Here is an 18,509-nt window from a genome sequence, read left to right on the forward strand (position 1 = left end):
GCTTTTTTCGTTTTAAATACTTTACTTACTATCAATCTAATTAAATATGTGGGCATTTATATTTGTTAGAATACCCAACTAGCTTGTTTCACCAATTGAAATAATAAATCGATCATCTACAATTGGTCTAAATAATCAATTTCTGCGTTACGCTCAATTTCAGTAGACAGGTATTACTCAATTACTTGCCTTGAACTTAACTATTTATCTTAACTGAGTTTTGATTCATTCTTTAATTCAGTTGGTATTATTCAATAATAGTTAAAGCAAAGAGTATTTAAATAAATGTCTTATACTTAATCATTTTGCTACGTATAAAATAAAGCATCTATTTAATTCCCTTTTATAAGGCACGCTGAAGTGATAAAATAACAAAAGTGCTGTTCAATATTTCAAAATAAAGCTGAGTTAAAGCTGAGTTAAAGCTGAGTATTGAGCAAGTAAAGTCACTAATAGGCATGAAGTCAGTTAATATTTGTATTATCTACCCATCTATTCATGCATACATATAGTGAATTAAATGAATTTCCAATGTAGGTATGTTGTAGGATTTATGTCCCTAATTTCCTAAATATACGATTTTCGTCACGTATGCAATTTTTAAGTATACTGAATTAGTTAACTTCTGTAGATGCTGTTATTATTGTGTAAATTAGAAGCGACGATAAATTATTTGAAAATAAGATTAAATTATTCACAACAATAGTATTAGAATAATTGTTCTAATACCTAGATTTTTGAGCGAGAATATAAAATGAACAATATGCAACAGCAATTTTTAGAGGCTGGCACACTTATGTTAGCGGGTATGGTCTTTGTTTTTGTCTTTTTAAGTATATTAATAATTTTTATTAATACTGTATTAGCAAAGTTAGCGATTAAATTTCCAGACCCTGTTGTTGTGCCGTCTTCTCGCACTAATAAAAAGAGTAACAGCCAAGTCGCAGGTAAAGTTTCTCCCGCGATTGTTTCGGCAATTAGTGGGGCAGTTAAACGCTATCGCGCTCAACATGGGCAAGCTAAATAAGCTTGGAACACATGTAACTCTTCACCATCATATTATTAAAAGTTAGATAAAAGGTCATAAACATGAGTAAGCCATTAGGTATCACTGAGGTTGTCTTAAGAGACGGTCATCAATCAATTTTAGCCACAAGACTCCGTTTAGCAGATATGCTACCTATTGCGGAAACATTGGACGAAGTTGGTTACTGGTCTATAGAGTCTTGGGGTGGTGCAACGTTTGATTCGTGTATTCGTTATTTGGGTGAAGATCCATGGGAACGTATTCGAGCGCTTAAAAAAGCCATGCCTAAAACGAAACAACAAATGTTATTTCGTGGTCAAAATATTTTAGGCTATCGTCATTATGCTGATGATGTTGTAGAAAAGTTTGTTGAACGTGCGCATATCAACGGTATTGATGTATTTAGAATTTTTGATGCTATGAACGATGTTCGTAACTTAAAAACTTCTATTAAAGCTGCTGTTAAAGTGGGTGCTCATGCACAAGGTACATTAAGTTATACTGAAAGCCCAGTTCACACTCTTGAAGGTTGGTTAACTATGGCTAAGCAACTTGAAGATATGGGAGCTCATTCGCTTTGTATTAAAGATATGTCGGGCTTATTAAAGCCTTATGATGCAGCTGAATTAATCGGTCGTCTCAAAGAAACAGTTGCATTGCCTATTGCTTTACATTGTCATGCAACTACAGGTTTAAGTGTAGCAACACAAATGAAAGCTATTGATAGTGATGTTGATGTTATTGATACATCCATTTCTTCAATGAGTATGACTTACGGTCATTCACCAACAGAAACTATTGCCGCTATTGTTGAAGGTACTCCTAGAGCAACAGGCTTAAATGTTGAGAAAATGGCCGAAGTTGCAGCTTACTTTAGAGACGTTAGAGAGAAATATGCTGGTTTTGAAGGTAGCTTAAAAGGTGTTGATGCTCGTATCTTAACGGCACAAGTTCCTGGCGGCATGTTAACAAACATGGAAAACCAATTAAAAGAACAAGGTGCAGCAGATAAATTTGATGAAGTATTAACTGAAATACCTAAAGTACGTAAAGACTTAGGCTATATTCCTTTAGTTACACCAACATCACAAATTGTTGGTACTCAGGCTGTATTGAATGTATTAACAGGCGAGCGCTATAAATCAATTACTAAAGAAACTGCAGGTGTTTTAAAAGGCGAGTACGGTGCAACAGCAGCACCAGTTAATGCTGAATTACAAGCACGCGTATTAGACGGTAATGATGTTATTACTTGTCGTCCTGCTGACTTATTAGATCCTGAAGTAGATAAACTGTCTGAAGAGTTACAAACCTTAGCTAAAGAAAAGAATATCGAATTAGCTGATGATAGTATCGATGATGTATTAACGTATGCGTTATTCCCACAAATTGGCTTGAAATTCTTAGAAAATCGTAATAATCCTGCAGCATTTGAACCAATCCCAACTTCATCGAATAAAAAATCGAATGTAGCTGAGGCAGATACTACTTCAGGTGCTACTGAAAATTACGCGGTAAGTGTTGACGGTAAAGTTTATGATGTAATTGTTGCTCCTGGTGGCTCTATTGACTCTATAACTCATCCTGCTGGTGATGATGCTATTAAGCAATCGGCTTCTATTTCTGCAAGTGAAACGCTAAATGCACCACTTGCGGGTAACATTTTTAAAGTGTTAGTTAATGAAGGTGATCATGTTAACGCCGGTGATGTTGTGATCATCATGGAAGCAATGAAAATGGAAACTGAAATTCGCGCTGTAACATCTGGCGAAATAGTATCTGTGTTTACCAGAGAGGGCGCTTCTGTTGCCGTTGGTGATGCATTAATTAGTTTTGCTTAGAGGCTAAAATGGATTCATTATATACTTTATGGTTATCAACGGGCTTAGCTAATTTTGAGCTAGGTCAAGTGATTATGATGGTCGTTGGCTGTGGTTTACTCTACTTAGCTATCGCCCGTAATTTTGAGCCTTTGTTATTATTGCCTATGGGTTTTGGTGCAATATTAACGAATATTCCTGTTGCTGGTTTCTCAGAAGCAGGCGGTTTATTGCATTATATTTATTATGCAGGGATTGATACCGGCATATTTCCACTCATAATTTTTATGGGTGTTGGTGCTATGACTGACTTTAGCGCACTGATTGGTAACCCTAAAACATTACTATTAGGTGCGGCAGCTCAATTTGGTATTTTTGCCACTTTATTTGGCGCCATTGCTTTAAACTATGTTCCAGGAATTGAATTTACTCTTAAAGATGCGTCTGCTATTGCTATTATTGGTGGTGCTGATGGCCCTACGGCTATTTTCTTAGCGTCAAAATTAGCACCTGAATTATTAGGGGCTATTGCTGTTGCTGCATACTCATATATGGCATTGGTTCCAATTATTCAGCCACCTATTATGCGCGCTTTAACGACGGATAAAGAGCGTAAAATTGAAATGGCTCAATTACGCCCAGTAACGAAAATTGAGAAAATAATTTTCCCGCTGGGTGTATTATTAATGACCATTTTCTTTTTACCATCGGCAACACCTTTAGTAGGTATGTTCTGTTTAGGTAACTTGATGCGCGAATCTGGCGTGGTTGATCGCTTAAGTTCAACGGCACAGAATGAGCTTATCAACATTACTACTATATTCTTAGGTTTGGGTGTTGGTTCAAAACTAAGCTCTGAAGCCTTTTTGAATGTAGAAACCCTTGGTATTTTAGGTCTAGGCGCTGTTGCATTTTCAATTGGTACTGCTTCAGGTGTATTAATGGCTAAGTTAATGAATAAGTTCTCTAAGGTTCCTATTAATCCATTAATTGGTGCTGCAGGTGTTTCAGCTGTTCCTATGGCTGCACGTGTTGCCAATAAAGTTGGTTTAGAAGCGAACCCACATAACTTCTTATTAATGCACGCTATGGGGCCTAACGTAGCGGGTGTACTTGGCTCAGCGGTTGCTGCAGGTATATTGTTAGCTTTAGTTGGTACTTAGACTTATTGTTAATATTTATGTTCAAAAGTAAAAACACCGAGCTCGCTCGGTGTTTTTGTATCTATAGCTACAAATTATAGTAATTAATATTGTGGTTAACTTAATTTACAAAATAGCCATTAACATTAAAAACTAATGATGATGGCTAGCATATTCTTAGCCATAGTCATAAAATACCTTCACTATACATTTACGGATTATATAAGTAGTTATGAAACTTAATTTTATTATGCTTAGCGCCTTAATTGCGCTTACTGCCTGTTCAAGCTCAAGTACTGGGCGAAAACAGGTTATGTTATTTTCAGAAAGTGAACTTGATCAAATGGGCGCATCATCCTTTGAAGAAATGAAAAAAACAACGCCAATAAGTGTAGATAAAGCAACTAATGATTTCGTGCAATGTGTTGCTAGCGCTATTACTAAAAATGTCGATAAATCAGTTCATCAAGGTGATTGGGAAGTTGTCGTATTTGATTCTGCTCAAGTTAATGCTTTTGCTTTACCTGGTGGTAAAATTGGTGTTTATACAGGTATATTAAATGTTACCGAAAACGAAGATCAATTAGGCGCAATTATTGGTCATGAAGTGGGGCACGTGATTGAACACCACTCCAACGAACGTATGTCGGCAAGTAAACTACAAAATATGGGTATGTCAGCCGCCACAACCGTTGCTGGTCTAGCTAATGTTGATAATCAAGAATTGTGGATGGCAGGGTTAGGTTTAGGACTTCAATATGGTGTTATCATGCCATACGGTCGTTCACATGAGAGTGAAGCTGATATCGTAGGACAAGACTTAATGGCGCGATCAGGTTTTGAGCCTCAAGCTAGCATTAAACTTTGGCAAAATATGGCGGCATTGAGTGCAAGCTCTGGACAATCAGCACCTGCAGAATTTATGTCAACTCACCCATCAAATGAGACGCGTATTAGTCAATTACAAGAGCACCTTGTGGTATCAATGAAATACTATAATGCAAAGAATAGCCCTGGTTGTGTTAAACCTGCGTATATACCACCACCAACAAAGTAGCTCATTATTGATAAAATCAAAAAAAAAGCCAATAGAGTAATTAATTTACTCGATTGGCTTTTTTTTATGTAGGTAATTAGTATTAAAATCATCTGAACTTATATAGCCAGAACTTATATAGCCAGAACTTATATAACCAGAATTTATATAACCAGAGCTCATATAATCCAAGTTTAAATAACCTAAGCATGATACCTAAGCATGATAATGCTCACTGATAACAACTTAGATTGTGTATACCTATTAGGGTGCATAAAATGGGCTTTTATGGGTGTAACTTATGCTGTACCCATTGCTCGTCTTGTTTATTGAAGCATATTCTGTCATGTAATCGATTAGCTCTACCTTGCCAAAACTCGATATATTGCGGCTTGATGCGCCACCCCCCCCAAAACTCAGGATGAGGTACTTCACCTTGTGCGAACTTCTCTTGATAATGGCTCATACGTTCCTTTAGTTCATTATCATGTTTAAGTTTTTGACTTTGTTTTGAAGCCCATGCGCCAACCTGACTGCCTCGATCACGACTATGAAAATAATCAGCTGATTCTTGTTCTGAGACTTTTTCGACGATTCCTTCAATTCGCACTTGGCGCTGTAAAACATTCCAATGAAATAATAAGGCGACTTTATTGTTTTCGATAAGCTCATGACTTTTACGGCTAGAGTAGTTAGTGAAAAATACAAAACCTTTCTCATCAAATTTTTTAAGTAATACCATACGAGAGCTAGGTTGTCCGTCAGCTGAACAAGTACTTACAGACATTGCTTCCGGAAGTAATATTCCTGATTGATTTGCCTCATCAAACCATTGTTTGAATAGCTGCTCAGGTGTTGTATCTGCTAATAACTCAGGAAGAGGTAAAGCGACGCCTTGACCAAAGGTCAAAAGGCATCGTATTTTTTCAAATAATGTCATAATTGTTTAGGTAAGTGAGAATGGCTCTAAGATGTTATTTTATGCTTAACTGATGTTAATGCAAGGTGATTACTAGACTAACGTTATTTATATTCGAGAAGTTAGTTTTAATGACTGCTTACCAATCTTCGCTGTCATCAAGTAACTCTTTTAGACGTTTTCTTTCTTGCAATTCATCAATACGTTTGCGCGCTAATAAATTCTTTTGAGCTTGTTCTTGGATCATTTTCTCTGTCAAAGTGTTGCTTTTTGGGCTACGACTAATGCTAGAGTCATCACTACTGTCGTCACTTATATCGTCTGAAAAGTTATCATCAATATCAATTTCCATTAGCTTTACCTTTTACTGTTAACCGCTAAAATATTACAAAGTATATTGCATAACATAGGTAAGTTAATCGCGATTTTCAATGGGCTATAACAAAAAGTAACAAAAATATTTTTAACTGAGCTTTTTATGTGCTGCTAGCCTATATATTTTGTACAATACAGCTGTTTGATGGTGATGACATAAGGCATTTACTAAAGCTGAGTAAATAAAAAACCAGTGACAAGCACTGGTTTTGTTAATAATAGCGGTAATTATGTTGTTACCAACCTTCAACACCTTTCATATCCGGTAGGTGATGCGCTATTCCCTTATGGCAATCGATACAGGTTTTTTCTCCTGCAGCCAGTGCGGTAGAATGTTGATAAGCAGCGCGTTCACTTTGTTCGGTAAAATCCATGTAATCAAAGTTATGGCAGTTACGGCACTCTAATGAGTCATTAGCTTTTAATCTGTCCCATTCATTTTGTGCTAAACGTTTACGGTGCACTAAAAACTTCTCACGAGTATTAATGGTTCCAAAAATAGTTCCCCACACTTCTTTAGAGGCTTGCATTTTACGTGCTATTTTATCGGTCCATTTATGTGGAACATGACAATCAGGACACGTTGCACGAACACCCGAGCGATTAGTAAAATGAATAGTGGTTTTTAGCTCTTCATAAACATTATTCTCCATTTCGTGGCATGATATACAAAATGCTTCAGTGTTGGTAACTTCTAAAGCTGTGTTAAAGCCACCCCAGAAAATAATACCGGCAATAAATCCTCCAATAACTAAAGCACCAAGGCTATAATAACCACTGGGTTTAGTAAGTGTTCGCCAACCTATTAAAAATATTTTTTTCATGTCAGCTCCTAGTGATGCTCGTCAGTAACAATTTTTACACTCATTAAAGTGTGCATATCAACGAAAGTGTTCTCTACTAGAGGTTTAGCATCAACTTGTGTCACATGACATTGATTACAAAAATAACGACGCGGCGAAACGTCAGCTAAGAAGTTGCCATCTCTGTCCATATAGTGAGTAACACTTATCATCGGCGCTTGAGATTTTTCAGTACGATGACGTGAATGACAAGATAAACACTTGTTGTTATTCTTATTTACTTCGTAGCTACGGGTAGTATGCGGAATAACAGGTGGTTGCATAGGATAATTACGGCCTTGTTTAATATCTTTATTCATCACTTTAGGAATAGGGTTCGGCTCCTTTTGCGATTCAATCGGAGTATGATCTCTAAGTGTCGCAACCGTATTAACTGTTTCTTTATCCGCTGCAAAAGCGTTTATAGAATAAGTTAATGGTGATATAACAAATATCACTAAACTGGCAATTGCTGCTAGATTTAATTTTTTCATGTCAAACTCCTAAACTTTAACTATTTTGATAGCACATTTTTTATAATCCGTTTGTTTTGACAACGGATCCGTGGCATCTAACGTTATTTTGTTTACTAAGCGACTCGCATCAAACCAAGGCATAAACACTAAACCAATTGGTGGTTTATTACGGCCTCTGGTTTCTACACGTGTTTGTACTTCACCACGACGAGAAACGAGTTTTACTAAATCTCCACGACGTAAACCACGGACTTTAGCGTCATCAGGATGCATATAAACTAGCGCATCTGGTATTGCTTTATATAACTCAGGAACACGTTGAGTCATTGAACCTGAATGCCAATGCTCTAACACTCGACCTGTTGATAACCATAAGTCGTATTCTTCATCAGGAGACTCAGCTGCAGGCTCGTACGGCAGGGCAAAAATTCTCGCTCTGCCATCTTTGTGACCATAAAAGTCCCAATCACTGCCTGGTTTAGCATATGGATCTGAACCTTCTTTAAAGCGCCATTTTGTTTCAACGCCATTGACTACAGGCCAACGTAAACCACGCTCGTTATGGTATCTGTCGTATGGCGCTAAATCGTGTGCATGACCGCGACCAAAGCTGGCGTACTCTTCAAATAAGCCTTTTTGAATGTAGAAACCAAAATCGCGCGCATCATCATTTAAACGATCTTCTGGAATTTCACTCAGTGGGAATTTACCAACAGAAGAATCCTTATAAAGTACGTCATATAACGTTTTACCGCGTAGGTCAGGTTGTTTAGCTATTAACTCTTCAGGCCAAACATCCTCCACTTTAAAGCGTTTCGAGAACTCAACTAATTGCCATAAATCAGATTGGGCGCCCTGTGGTGCTTCAACCATTTGATACCAAGCTTGAGTTCGACGCTCTGCGTTACCATAAACACCCTCTTTTTCTACCCACATAGCGGTAGGTAAAATTAAGTCAGCTGCTTGTGCGGTTACTGTTGGGTATGGATCAGATACAACAATAAAGTTTTTAGGGTTGCGGTAACCAGGGTATATTTCTTCATTAATATTTGCCCCAGCTTGCATATTGTTATTACATTGCACCCAGTAGAAGTTTAACTTTCCGTCTTTTAACATGCGGTTTTGTAAAACAGCGTGGTAACCAGGTTTTGGTGGTACTGTGCCAGCTGGTACACCCCAAATTTTCTCTGCAGTATCACGATGCTTAGGATTAGTAACGACCATATCAGCAGGTAAGCGGTGTGAGAAAGTACCTACTTCACGGGCAGTACCACAAGCAGAGGGTTGGCCAGTTAATGAAAACGGGCTATTACCTGGTGTTGAAATTTTACCTGTTAATAAGTGAATATTATAAACTAGGTTATTTGCCCAAACACCACGAGTATGTTGGTTAAAGCCCATAGTCCAGAAAGAGGTTACTTTTACTTTTGGATCCGCATACATCTCAGCTAATTCAATAAGTTTATGCTCAGGTACACCTGATAATTTTGATGCATATTCAACGGTATAAGTACTCACAAATTTTGCATATTCATCAAAATCTATTGGCGTTGAGTCACCTGCATTTTTGCCATTGTTTTTAGCGTTAACCTCTAAGGGGTTTTCAGGACGTAAACCATAACCAATATCAGTTGTACCTAATCTAAAGTTAGTGTGCTTGCTAACAAAGTCTTTATTTACGCGATCAGTTTCGATGATGTAATTGGCGATAAAGTTTAAAATAGCTAAATCAGTTTGCGGCGTGAAGATCATACCGTTATCTGCTAAATCAAAACTTCTGTGTTCATAAGTTGATAACACAGCAACTCTTACATGTTGTGCACTTAAACGGCGATCGGTTAAACGCGTCCATAAAATAGGATGCATTTCAGCCATATTTGAGCCCCATAATACAAAAGCATCGGCAGCTTCTAAATCGTCGTAACAACCCATTGGCTCGTCGATGCCAAACGTACGCATGAACCCGCCAACAGCAGAAGCCATGCAATGACGTGCGTTGGGATCTATGTTGTTAGTACGAAAACCCGCTTTCATTAACTTAACGGCAGCATAACCTTCTTGGACTGTCCATTGACCAGAGCCAAACATGCCAACCGCTTCAGGACCACTTTTCTTTAATGTTTCTTTCGCTTTTTCGGCCATCACATCAAACGCTTGTTCCCAAGAAATAGGAGTGAATTCACCTTGTTTATCATATTTTCCATTGCTCATACGTAATAAAGGTTGGGTAAGTCTGTCCTTTCCGTACATGATTTTAGATAAGAAGTAACCTTTTACACAATTCAAGCCTTTGTTAACTGGAGACTTGATATCGCCGTGGGTAGCAACAACTTTTCCATCCATTACACCAACATTAACGCTACAGCCAGTACCACAAAAACGACAAGGCGCTTTATCCCACTTTAGTTTTGTAATGTCAGAGCTGGTAATTAAATTTGAGGCTACTGCCGGTACAGACACCCCTGCAACAGCGGCAGCTGCTGCAATAGCATTAGCTTTTATAAATTCTCGGCGATTAATGCTCATTGGGTCACCTTCCTTTTGCTTTATTTGATTCAGTTGTAAATAGGGTTCTTTGCTTATTTATTTTGTATTCTTATATTTTAAATATGTGTTTGAGGCGTAAATTCGTTAACAACCTTATTTTCATTAACTGCATCGTCCTCTATACTTTCATCTAATATTTGATGGTATACAGGTGATAAGTTAATGATGCCTTGATGTACTCTTATCGTGTCCATTTTTTTGCCAATGTCTTTATAGCTATGCCCTTCAATCGTAAAAACTATTTTACCTTCTTCACTGGTGGCATGAATTTCAGTACCTTGCACAGCGAGTATTGCCGCTTTTACTGCGAATATTTGCGATATAATGGGATAGGCGACGAAACTAGCAACATGGTATTCATTGGTTGATTTTTCAGCTTTGTTGGTCATAAGATTTCTTATCATTTATTTTGTTGAGTTGGCTGCTATTTATTGATTCTTTGCTATATCGAAAGTAAAAGTTATTGCCTCTTGTGGACAACTTTTTACACAGGCCCCGCATTGCGTGCAGTCACTTTCATTTAAACTAGGCTCTGGAATGCTGGTATTGATATAATTAAATTTAATTGCATTGGTTTCACATTCATCTCGACAGCTTTGGCAATAAATATTATTTTTGGCCAAACACTTATCATTAATAGTGAAAATACCTGGCCAAGCTTTATTATTTTCAGCAAGTGTTGCTTCTGGCGTGTTATTGTTATCTTTAAGCTCACCAGTACGAGGAAAAGCACCAGAAAATAAAGGCTGTTCGCACGCATCAATACATTTATTACAAAAAGTACATTCACCTAAGTTAAAGTCTACGGTTGGCAAGCCATCTTCGTCTTTAACTATAATGTTGGTTTCACAGCTGTTGATGCAGTCTTGGCACTGGGTACAACCCGAGCGAAATACCGCCTCATTAATTGTCCAAGGTAAACGTATTATTTGTTTGTTACTTACACGACCACGAAAAAAGCGTCTTCTTGATGGATCGGCTAAGCGGTCAGTGGTACGAGTCGGGTTAGTTGCCAAAATATTAAGCGCTCGGTGGACCTAAAACTAACAACTGACTGAACCATATAGAAAAACCTAATGTAGCAACGATAATGACTGATAAAATAGGTGCTAAAAATACGGCAAGAAAGATGAAAGTATTTCGTTCATATTTTTTTTGTTGTTCAGGAGATATTGCTTGGTTCATAATGCTCTCACGTTTAATTTGTTCTAAGTTAACTCAGGGTTAATCTTAAGGGCTTATTAAGTTAAGTACATTGATCTAGATCACATAATATAAAGTTCAAAAAATTTTACTTTTGCTTAACATGATAAATTACCAGTATAAAACTGGAGTTTGAAAAACAGCCACTTTTATGGGCTTTTTTATAAAATAAATTGATACCGTTTCGGTTTTAGGATGTTCAGTAAGATGAATGAAGCACAAACATTTTTACTCTGGTTTAACGATTATGCTAAAGATGCCCGTAATAAATGTGAACGACGCTTAGTTATTTTATCAGGCAGTGAGTTGTGGGCTTTTTCATTGTTAGAAGCTATAAAAGTAGTTTCACAAACACTGACTAAAGATGCGCAATTGCTTGTCGAAAATACACTAACTAATGGTATAAATCCTCTCTCTGAAACCGTACACGAATCCTGCTTAATTTATGGTGATAGTGCGATATTTAAGGCTAATGTTCAGCGACAACGTTTTCGTGACAAGTTAGGCAGTGAAAGCTCGTTGATTATTTTTGCTGATAATCGCTTTAATATTGATGCTTTTGCGGCTTTATCAGGTACGTTAAAGGCGGGAGGAGTCATGTTTTTAGTGACTAAGTCGTTAGCTGAAGACTTTGAGCAGAGTTTGTTCTTCAAACGTTTTTATTCCTTGGCTCAAAAGAGCACCGATCATATTATAATTACTGAAACGCAATCGACAGTGCTACCAGAGCTTACCTGCCATGAAATAACGCAAACTAAAATTTTAACAGAAGGTTATCCTCTGGGTTGCATTACTGCTGAGCAATACAGTGCTGTTAGCGCTATTAATAAAGTGGTGTCAGGACACCGAAAAAGACCATTAGTGTTAACCGCTGATCGCGGTAGAGGAAAATCATCAGCGTTAGCTATAGCTTGTGCTCAATTAATGAAATCAAATAAAAATAATGATTTTAGCTTAGTTATTACCGCTCCTGACATTCAATCTTTGTCAGTTTTTTATCGTCAATTAAAACAAAGTTTACTAGCACTGATAGCTGATGAAAGCCTTGAAAGATCAAAGACAGAGACACTAAATGACCTCGGTGAACAAAGCCGTCAGTTATATTATGGCAAGGCGAGTTTAAGTTTTATTGCAGTGGATCAACTTATTAAGCAGCCAATTCAATGTAATCTATTATTGGTTGATGAAGCTGCGGCTATACCTGTTTACCTGCTTGAACAATTGCTTAGTTATTACCATCGTTTAGTTTTTTCTAGCACAATTCATGGTTACGAAGGTGCAGGGCGAAGCTTTACGTTAAAGTTTCAAAAAACGCTAGATAGACTTTGTCCACAATGGGTTAGTTTACATATCAACCAACCTATCCGCTGGCGTGAAAATGATCCCCTAGAACAGCTAGTTTTTGAAACCTGTTTATTAAATGCTGAATTACCCGAGTTAAATAATGCCTATGGCTCTACTTCATTAAGTTGCAAAGTTATCGGCGCAACTACATTAGTCACTGATGAAGTATTACTAAGGCAAGTTTTTGCTATTCTTGTGACTGCGCATTATCAAACCAAACCAAGTGATTTACAGTTAATGCTTGATAATCCGCAAGTACAAGTGGTTTGCTTATTTAATGAGACTGATGATACATCTGAGGTTGTTGGTGTCGCATTATTGATGACTGAAGGGGCTGGTTGCGGAATTAGTAACACGGATATTATGGATGTTAAACAAGCAAAACGGCGTTTACGTAATCATTTTTTACCACAATCATTGTTGAGTCACAGTGGTTTTGATTCAGCCTTTAACTATAAATATCTGCGTATTATGCGTATTGCTATTCATCCTACATTACAGCTACAAGGGCTTGGTAGTTATTTCATTAAAGAAATTGAATTAATTGCTAAACAACAAAAAGCAGATTTTATTGGCTCAAGTTTTGGTGCTAGTAGTGAATTACTGGCTTTTTGGCTAAAAGCAGAATTCAAGCCAGTTAGACTTGGTTTTACTAAAGATAAAGCCAGTGGTGAGCATTCTGCGTTAATGATTAAAGGGCTCAACTCGAATGCCTTTGCTAGCCAGCAGTTACTAGGAACCAATTTTTATCGTAGTTTTGATTATTTACTGTTAGATGAATACAAATCTTTAGCGCCGGAGCTTGTACATCAATTGTTAAGTACGCAGACTACTGCTGAATTACAACCTTTGAACTTACAAGATCTTGCTAATGTAACTGCTTATTCAACAGGTGAGCGACTATACAGTAGCTGTGTGTATAGTTTATATCTCTGGTTTAAACATCAACTCACCATTAGTAAAGTTAACGAGCAATATAAATTAGAGCTGGTACTTATCACGCGTTTACTACAAAAACATGATATTGATAAAGTTTGTCAACAATTTGGCTATACAGGAAAGAAAATGCTTAATAATGCCATTAAAGACTATGTTGCTTTACGATTGTCATCGACAGCGGTTCAGTAGTTTATTCAATGTTAGGGTAATACTCGCTAAGTCGTTTCAAATTTCAGCTCACATCAGCTCAGTTCTGCCTCTTCAAATGGAGTGGTTAGCTATTATTTAAGAATAATTAAGTTACCAAAAAATTAGACTCTTTGTACTTGTACAGCTATGATTTAAAAACTAAAACAGATTAAGGCTAATATGAAAATACCTAGAGATAATCCTAAAAGAACAACTCTAATTACACTTGTTTTTAAATTAATAATGACTTTGGCATTTTGTACACTTGTTTTAAGTAATTCCGCATTCAGTCAAACAAAGATTAAAGTTGTAGATCAAAATAACTCACCTTTATCTAATGCCATCATTGAATTTGTAATAGATCAACCATCGGTAGATAAACCACATACAGGTTCAACCTATGTGATGGATCAAGTTAATAAAGAATTCTCTCCCGAAGTATTGATAGTACCGGTTAATAACCTTGTTAGCTTTCCAAATAGTGATGATATTCGTCATCATGTTTATTCCTTTTCTCCAGCTAAAACCTTTGAGTTGAAGTTATACGCAGGTAAACCCAAAAGTCCGATAGCTTTTGACAACACAGGTGTAGTGGTGATGGGATGTAATATTCATGATTCAATGGTCGGGTATATTTATGTTACTGATAAACAACAATCTTATATGACTGATGAGCAAGGTGAAGTTGTTTTAACGCAAAATAACATAGTATTAAATACTCAATTACAAGTTTGGCATGCAGGTAATAGCAAAGGTGTTGATCAACATACAATATTTACCATTAACCAAGCCATGCTCAAGCAAGACGAAATTACATTAATGATAAATGTTATTAGCCCTGAGCCTAGAGATAGCTTTGCAGAGTTAGTGGTTCATGAACACTAAAGCCAACACGCGATTTAGTTTTAAAACTCAAATTACTTGGTTATTAACGAGCTTAATTTTATTAACAGTAGTTTTTCTTACCGCCAGTAATTGGTTTAGGTTTGCTGATTACGCTGAAAGCCAAATTGAACGACAAATGTACTTTGCTCAAAATGTGCTGAATCAAACCTTGAGCTCACAAGAGCAAGTATTGATTACCACAGCTAGTGTCCTAGCAGCGGATTTTGGTTTTAAACAAGCAGTAGCAACGCGAGATAAAAACACTGTTGAAAGCGTGTTAGTTAATCAAGGGCAGCGTATTAATGCTGATTTAATGTTAATTCTTGATTTAAATGGAAAATTGACAAACAGTAGCTCAGGGCTTGCTTTTAGCACCGAAGCTATTGAGAAAAACATTAATAAACTCCCTTTTAGAGAAGTTCATGCACAAATTTTAAGTATTGAAAATAAAGTATTTCAAGTGATTGTAGTGCCAGTAAAAGCGCCAAGAATTATAGCTTATACTGTGATTGGTTTTGAATTTGATCAGGCAGCCTTAGTACAACTTAAAGAATTGATCGCCTTAGATATTACGTTAGTGCAAAATAACAAACTGCTCTTATCGAGTATTAACAGTGATGAAGTAAAAGCTCAACTATTAAATGGCGCTGTTCAAAAGTCACTTAATTTACTGTTAACTCGCGCCGATTATTTTAATAAAACCATAGATTTTGCACGTTCAAAAGATATTCAGGTAATTTTATCGGTCTCTTTAGCGCAAATACAGAACGACTTTAATAGCTTAATTCTATCTATGTTGATTATTGCTATAATTGTGATTGTTATTGCACTTGCTTTTTCTCGTATTCTTTCCCAAGGTTTATCAACACCGCTAATGATATTAATGGAAGTAACCAAAAAAATTGGTCGTGGAGAGTTGGCAGTACCTGAGTTGACTAATCGTTTGCCTGCCGAATTTAGTGAACTTTATAATGGATTCTCCGTTATGGGCGCGGCAATTGAAAGTCGAGAGCAAGCCATTACCTATCAAGCAGAGCACGATATTTTAACGGGTTTATATAATCGTTATAAAATTTTAATCATTATTTCTGACTATTTTAAAAAACAGACTAACCTAGTATTAATATCTTTTAATATTAAAGGTTTTAAGGCACTTAATGACACCATAGGCTTAAGTAATGGTGATTTTATTTTAAAAGAAATTTCAACTCGAATTAACGGTTATATAGAAACGCTTCAACAAACACCACTGCACAAATCTCTCGATAACATTATCGCCGCGCGTATTAATTCCGATGAATTTTTGATCGCCATTCCAATAAATGAAACCCATGAAATAAAGCACATTATTGAATTATTACAAAGTGAGCTTAATCGACCATTCTGGTTAGATGATATTCAAATTGATTTACCTTTATATTTTGGTGTTGCTAACTCAATTGAGCATGGCACCGATGCGGAACGATTAATTCGACGTTCAACCATGGCTGTTGCTTCGGCGGTACAAGAATTGGTTTCCTTACGCTTTTATCAAGATGGAGAAGATGAAAACTATCTTTATAAACTAAGCTTAATAGAAGAATTAAAAATAGCTTTGGAAAGTGATAAAAGCCCTTTGTTTATGAACTATCAACCCAAGTTAAATATGAACACCGGCAAGATAGATAAACTTGAAGCCTTAATTCGTTGGATTAATAAAAAAGGTGATTTTGTAAACCCTGAATTGTTTATTGACTTAGCAGAAAAAGCGGGTTTGATTGTAACCTTAACACGATGGGTTATTTTAAATGTTATTCAACAAGTTGAACAATGGAATAAACAGGGATATTACTTTAAAGTATCAATTAACTTATCCGCGCAAGATATTCAAAACGAACAGTTTGTTGATTATTTACTGACCACGGTAAAAGCGCACAGCATAGCAACAACACAGATAACGCTTGAGTTAACAGAAAGAGATATTGTGGAAAATGAACAATTGGTTGTTGCACGGCTTTCACATCTTAAATCCCTCGGTTTTGCCATTTCGGTTGATGATTATGGCATTGGTCAATCTTCATTAGCGAAGCTAAAAAGTCTACCTGTTGATGAATTGAAAATAGATAAAACATTTATTTTAAAGCTAGAGCAATGTCAAAAAGATCAAGATATTGTCGCTTCAACAATTTCACTGGGTCATAAACTTGGTATGAGTGTAGTTGCTGAAGGTATTGAAAATAAAGAAAGCTTAATATTATTGAACGACTTTAAATGTGATTATGCGCAAGGCTATTATATATCACGTCCGGTTAGCGCAGAAAAACTTATTGAGTGGTATCAAACCTATGAATCGCCTTTATAAATCTATTTTATTTAATTGGTTAAAACTTAGTTTAGTAATACTTAGCTTTTTAAGTATGCCAATGACAAGTTTTGCTAATGGGAAAATATTAGCAACACCAGGGGTTATTCAAATTGAAGGCTCGGGTGGTGGTGGCTTAGTGCCTTGGGCGCAATTAGCGGGTTATGCAACAGAAGATGAAATAGCTCTATCTGGTTTTTGTACCCAAGCTAATGTAAAAGATTTTCAATTAACTAGCTGTGGTGCTCAGTTAAACTTATATGATCGAGTGGAAATATCATTTGCCAAACAAAACTTTGATGTAGACCCTTTATCATTAACCTTATCACAAAATATTATAGGCGTTAAATTAAGACTTTACGGGGATTTACTTTATAGCACTTGGCCACAAATCTCGTTAGGCATTCAGCATAAATCACTAGGCACCCCTGATATAGCTTATGCCTTAGGCGCTGAAGATGATACGGGCACGGATATTTACTTAGCCGCAAGTAAATTACATTTAGGGCTATTAGCGGGTTATAACGTGTTGTGGAATATATCTACTCGATATACACAAGCTAATGAAATGGGATTATTAGGCTTTGGTGGACCTGGTGATGAAAGCACATTACAAGCCGAAGTATCTGTTGCCGTATTACTTAATAAGCACTTAGCGGTTGGCACAGAGTATAGAATGAAACCCGATAATTTAGGGCTCGAAGAGTCTAACTGGAAAGATGTTTTTGTTGCTTGGTTTCCTAATAAATATGTAACCGTTACTTTAGCCTATCTAGATTTAGGTACTATAGCTGCGATACCCGATCAAACTGGTTGGTATTTATCATTGTCAGGATCTTATTAATGCTTAAATATTATCATTATTTTTTTATCTTATTAGCGTTTCAGTTAACCTCTGGTTGTAGTAGTAAAAACTCGCAACAAAGTAGTGTTCAAAGTAGTGTTCAAAGTAGTGTTCAAAGTACAGTTCAAAGCACTGAGCAACACCCAAATGGAGAACTATACAATGCTGTTGGTGGTCAAAAGGGGATTGAAAAGTTAGTGAACGTTTTTGTTAAAAATATTGCCAATGCTCCCGAAATATTGCCTTATTTTGCAAAATCTAGTGTTAAACATTTTAAGCAAGGTTTTATCAATCACTTTTGTGTGATTGTCAATGGTCCATGTAAATACGCTGGCGATAATATGATAGACATTCACACGGGGATGAATATTACTGAGCGGGATTTTAATCGAGTAGTAGAATTATTGGTAGAATCAATGGATGAAGTTGATATTTCGTACCCCAATCAGAATAAAATATTGAAAAAGTTAGCGGCCTTAAGAAGCCAGGTCATCAAAAGATAGAAGATTCCCAGAGTTAAAAAGTTAAGCTAGGGGGGTTGATCATTCAGGGGTAATGAACCCAAGGAGAACACTTGTTT

The 18,509-nt window shown here is 36.5% G+C and carries 17 protein-coding genes; 9 read left to right on the forward strand and 8 right to left on the reverse strand.

Features of this window, described 5'->3' with window-relative positions:
* Nucleotides 1–754: 754 nt before the first annotated feature.
* The 4 genes from CWS31_RS08075 (at nucleotide 755) to CWS31_RS08090 (ending at nucleotide 5,046) form a co-directional block, all read left to right on the forward strand.
* Nucleotides 755–1,027, forward strand: coding sequence for an OadG family protein (locus CWS31_RS08075; RefSeq protein WP_101342854.1), 273 nt, complete (start codon nucleotides 755–757; stop codon nucleotides 1,025–1,027).
* 62 nt (nucleotides 1,028–1,089) lie between these two features.
* Entirely contained in the window at nucleotides 1,090–2,868 is a 1,779-nt protein-coding gene (oadA, locus tag CWS31_RS08080) for a sodium-extruding oxaloacetate decarboxylase subunit alpha (RefSeq protein ID WP_101342855.1), read from the forward strand.
* Between the two features lie 8 nt (nucleotides 2,869–2,876).
* The gene (locus CWS31_RS08085) at nucleotides 2,877–4,010 is read left to right on the forward strand and encodes a sodium ion-translocating decarboxylase subunit beta (protein ID WP_101342856.1); all 1,134 of its coding nucleotides are present in this window, start codon (nucleotides 2,877–2,879) and stop codon (nucleotides 4,008–4,010) included.
* Nucleotides 4,011–4,221: 211 nt separating this feature from the next.
* Nucleotides 4,222–5,046: a M48 family metallopeptidase gene (locus tag CWS31_RS08090; protein WP_101342857.1), complete on the forward strand. Its 825-nt coding sequence runs from the start codon at nucleotides 4,222–4,224 to the stop codon at nucleotides 5,044–5,046.
* A 265-nt stretch (nucleotides 5,047–5,311) separates the two neighbouring features.
* Here the strand turns inward: CWS31_RS08090 and pdxH are convergent, their stop codons facing one another.
* The 8 genes from pdxH to CWS31_RS08130 form a co-directional block, all read right to left on the reverse strand.
* Nucleotides 5,312–5,965, reverse strand: coding sequence for a pyridoxamine 5'-phosphate oxidase (pdxH, locus tag CWS31_RS08095; protein WP_101342858.1), 654 nt, complete (start codon nucleotides 5,963–5,965; stop codon nucleotides 5,312–5,314).
* Between the two features lie 118 nt (nucleotides 5,966–6,083).
* Complete coding sequence (locus tag CWS31_RS08100; RefSeq protein WP_101342859.1) at nucleotides 6,084–6,296, reverse strand: PA3496 family putative envelope integrity protein; 213 nt, start codon at nucleotides 6,294–6,296, stop codon at nucleotides 6,084–6,086.
* Nucleotides 6,297–6,555: 259 nt separating this feature from the next.
* Entirely contained in the window at nucleotides 6,556–7,143 is a 588-nt protein-coding gene (locus CWS31_RS08105) for a cytochrome c3 family protein (protein WP_101342860.1), read from the reverse strand.
* 8 nt (nucleotides 7,144–7,151) lie between these two features.
* Nucleotides 7,152–7,655, reverse strand: a complete 504-nt coding sequence (locus CWS31_RS08110) for a nitrate reductase cytochrome c-type subunit (protein WP_101342861.1) — start codon at nucleotides 7,653–7,655, stop codon at nucleotides 7,152–7,154.
* A 9-nt stretch (nucleotides 7,656–7,664) separates the two neighbouring features.
* Nucleotides 7,665–10,163: a nitrate reductase catalytic subunit NapA gene (gene napA, locus CWS31_RS08115; protein WP_101342862.1), complete on the reverse strand. Its 2,499-nt coding sequence runs from the start codon at nucleotides 10,161–10,163 to the stop codon at nucleotides 7,665–7,667.
* A 77-nt stretch (nucleotides 10,164–10,240) separates the two neighbouring features.
* On the reverse strand, nucleotides 10,241–10,573 hold the full coding sequence (locus CWS31_RS08120) for a chaperone NapD (RefSeq protein ID WP_101342863.1): 333 nt from the start codon (nucleotides 10,571–10,573) through the stop codon (nucleotides 10,241–10,243).
* Between the two features lie 39 nt (nucleotides 10,574–10,612).
* Nucleotides 10,613–11,200 carry a ferredoxin-type protein NapF gene (locus tag CWS31_RS08125; protein ID WP_101342864.1) on the reverse strand — a complete coding sequence of 196 codons (588 nt, stop codon included), beginning with the start codon at nucleotides 11,198–11,200 and terminating at the stop codon, nucleotides 10,613–10,615.
* Between the two features lie 4 nt (nucleotides 11,201–11,204).
* Nucleotides 11,205–11,369, reverse strand: a complete 165-nt coding sequence (locus tag CWS31_RS08130) for a periplasmic nitrate reductase, NapE protein (protein ID WP_101342865.1) — start codon at nucleotides 11,367–11,369, stop codon at nucleotides 11,205–11,207.
* A gap of 225 nt (nucleotides 11,370–11,594) precedes the next feature.
* Here CWS31_RS08130 and CWS31_RS08135 point away from each other — a divergent pair, with 225 nt between their 5' ends.
* From CWS31_RS08135 to CWS31_RS08155, 5 genes are all read left to right on the forward strand, one after another.
* Complete coding sequence (locus CWS31_RS08135) at nucleotides 11,595–13,859, forward strand: tRNA(Met) cytidine acetyltransferase TmcA (protein ID WP_101342866.1); 2,265 nt, start codon at nucleotides 11,595–11,597, stop codon at nucleotides 13,857–13,859.
* Between the two features lie 180 nt (nucleotides 13,860–14,039).
* Entirely contained in the window at nucleotides 14,040–14,744 is a 705-nt protein-coding gene (locus CWS31_RS08140; protein WP_101342867.1) for a methylamine utilization protein, read from the forward strand.
* Entirely contained in the window at nucleotides 14,734–17,085 is a 2,352-nt protein-coding gene (locus CWS31_RS08145) for a bifunctional diguanylate cyclase/phosphodiesterase (RefSeq protein WP_101342868.1), read from the forward strand. Before CWS31_RS08140 ends, CWS31_RS08145 begins: the two co-directional genes overlap by 11 nt.
* Nucleotides 17,069–17,929 (forward strand): DUF3034 family protein, encoded by an 861-nt coding sequence (locus tag CWS31_RS08150; RefSeq protein WP_211355809.1) that lies wholly within the window; start codon nucleotides 17,069–17,071, stop codon nucleotides 17,927–17,929. The genes CWS31_RS08145 and CWS31_RS08150 overlap by 17 nt, the downstream gene beginning before the upstream one ends.
* Complete coding sequence (locus CWS31_RS08155) at nucleotides 17,929–18,432, forward strand: group I truncated hemoglobin (protein WP_101342869.1); 504 nt, start codon at nucleotides 17,929–17,931, stop codon at nucleotides 18,430–18,432. Before CWS31_RS08150 ends, CWS31_RS08155 begins: the two co-directional genes overlap by 1 nt.
* The last annotated feature ends 77 nt before the right edge of the window (nucleotides 18,433–18,509 follow it).

The sequence above is a fragment of the Colwellia echini genome (assembly GCF_002843355.2).
GTDB lineage: Bacteria > Pseudomonadota > Gammaproteobacteria > Enterobacterales > Alteromonadaceae > Colwellia > Colwellia echini.

Bases quoted from the DNA above. Each gene is read 5' to 3' on its own strand.
- CWS31_RS08075 (WP_101342854.1), top strand. From the start codon at position 755: ATGAACAATATGCAACAGCAATTTTTAGAGGCTGGCACACTTATGTTA.
- oadA (WP_101342855.1), top strand. From the start codon at position 1,090: ATGAGTAAGCCATTAGGTATCACTGAGGTTGTCTTAAGAGACGGTCAT.
- CWS31_RS08085 (WP_101342856.1), top strand. From the start codon at position 2,877: ATGGATTCATTATATACTTTATGGTTATCAACGGGCTTAGCTAATTTT.
- CWS31_RS08090 (WP_101342857.1), top strand. From the start codon at position 4,222: ATGAAACTTAATTTTATTATGCTTAGCGCCTTAATTGCGCTTACTGCC.
- pdxH (WP_101342858.1), bottom strand. From the start codon at position 5,965: ATGACATTATTTGAAAAAATACGATGCCTTTTGACCTTTGGTCAAGGC.
- CWS31_RS08100 (WP_101342859.1), bottom strand. From the start codon at position 6,296: ATGGAAATTGATATTGATGATAACTTTTCAGACGATATAAGTGACGAC.
- CWS31_RS08105 (WP_101342860.1), bottom strand. From the start codon at position 7,143: ATGAAAAAAATATTTTTAATAGGTTGGCGAACACTTACTAAACCCAGT.
- CWS31_RS08110 (WP_101342861.1), bottom strand. From the start codon at position 7,655: ATGAAAAAATTAAATCTAGCAGCAATTGCCAGTTTAGTGATATTTGTT.
- napA (WP_101342862.1), bottom strand. From the start codon at position 10,163: ATGAGCATTAATCGCCGAGAATTTATAAAAGCTAATGCTATTGCAGCA.
- CWS31_RS08120 (WP_101342863.1), bottom strand. From the start codon at position 10,573: ATGACCAACAAAGCTGAAAAATCAACCAATGAATACCATGTTGCTAGT.
- CWS31_RS08130 (WP_101342865.1), bottom strand. From the start codon at position 11,369: ATGAACCAAGCAATATCTCCTGAACAACAAAAAAAATATGAACGAAAT.
- CWS31_RS08135 (WP_101342866.1), top strand. From the start codon at position 11,595: ATGAATGAAGCACAAACATTTTTACTCTGGTTTAACGATTATGCTAAA.
- CWS31_RS08140 (WP_101342867.1), top strand. From the start codon at position 14,040: ATGAAAATACCTAGAGATAATCCTAAAAGAACAACTCTAATTACACTT.
- CWS31_RS08145 (WP_101342868.1), top strand. From the start codon at position 14,734: ATGAACACTAAAGCCAACACGCGATTTAGTTTTAAAACTCAAATTACT.
- CWS31_RS08150 (WP_211355809.1), top strand. From the start codon at position 17,069: ATGAATCGCCTTTATAAATCTATTTTATTTAATTGGTTAAAACTTAGT.
- CWS31_RS08155 (WP_101342869.1), top strand. From the start codon at position 17,929: ATGCTTAAATATTATCATTATTTTTTTATCTTATTAGCGTTTCAGTTA.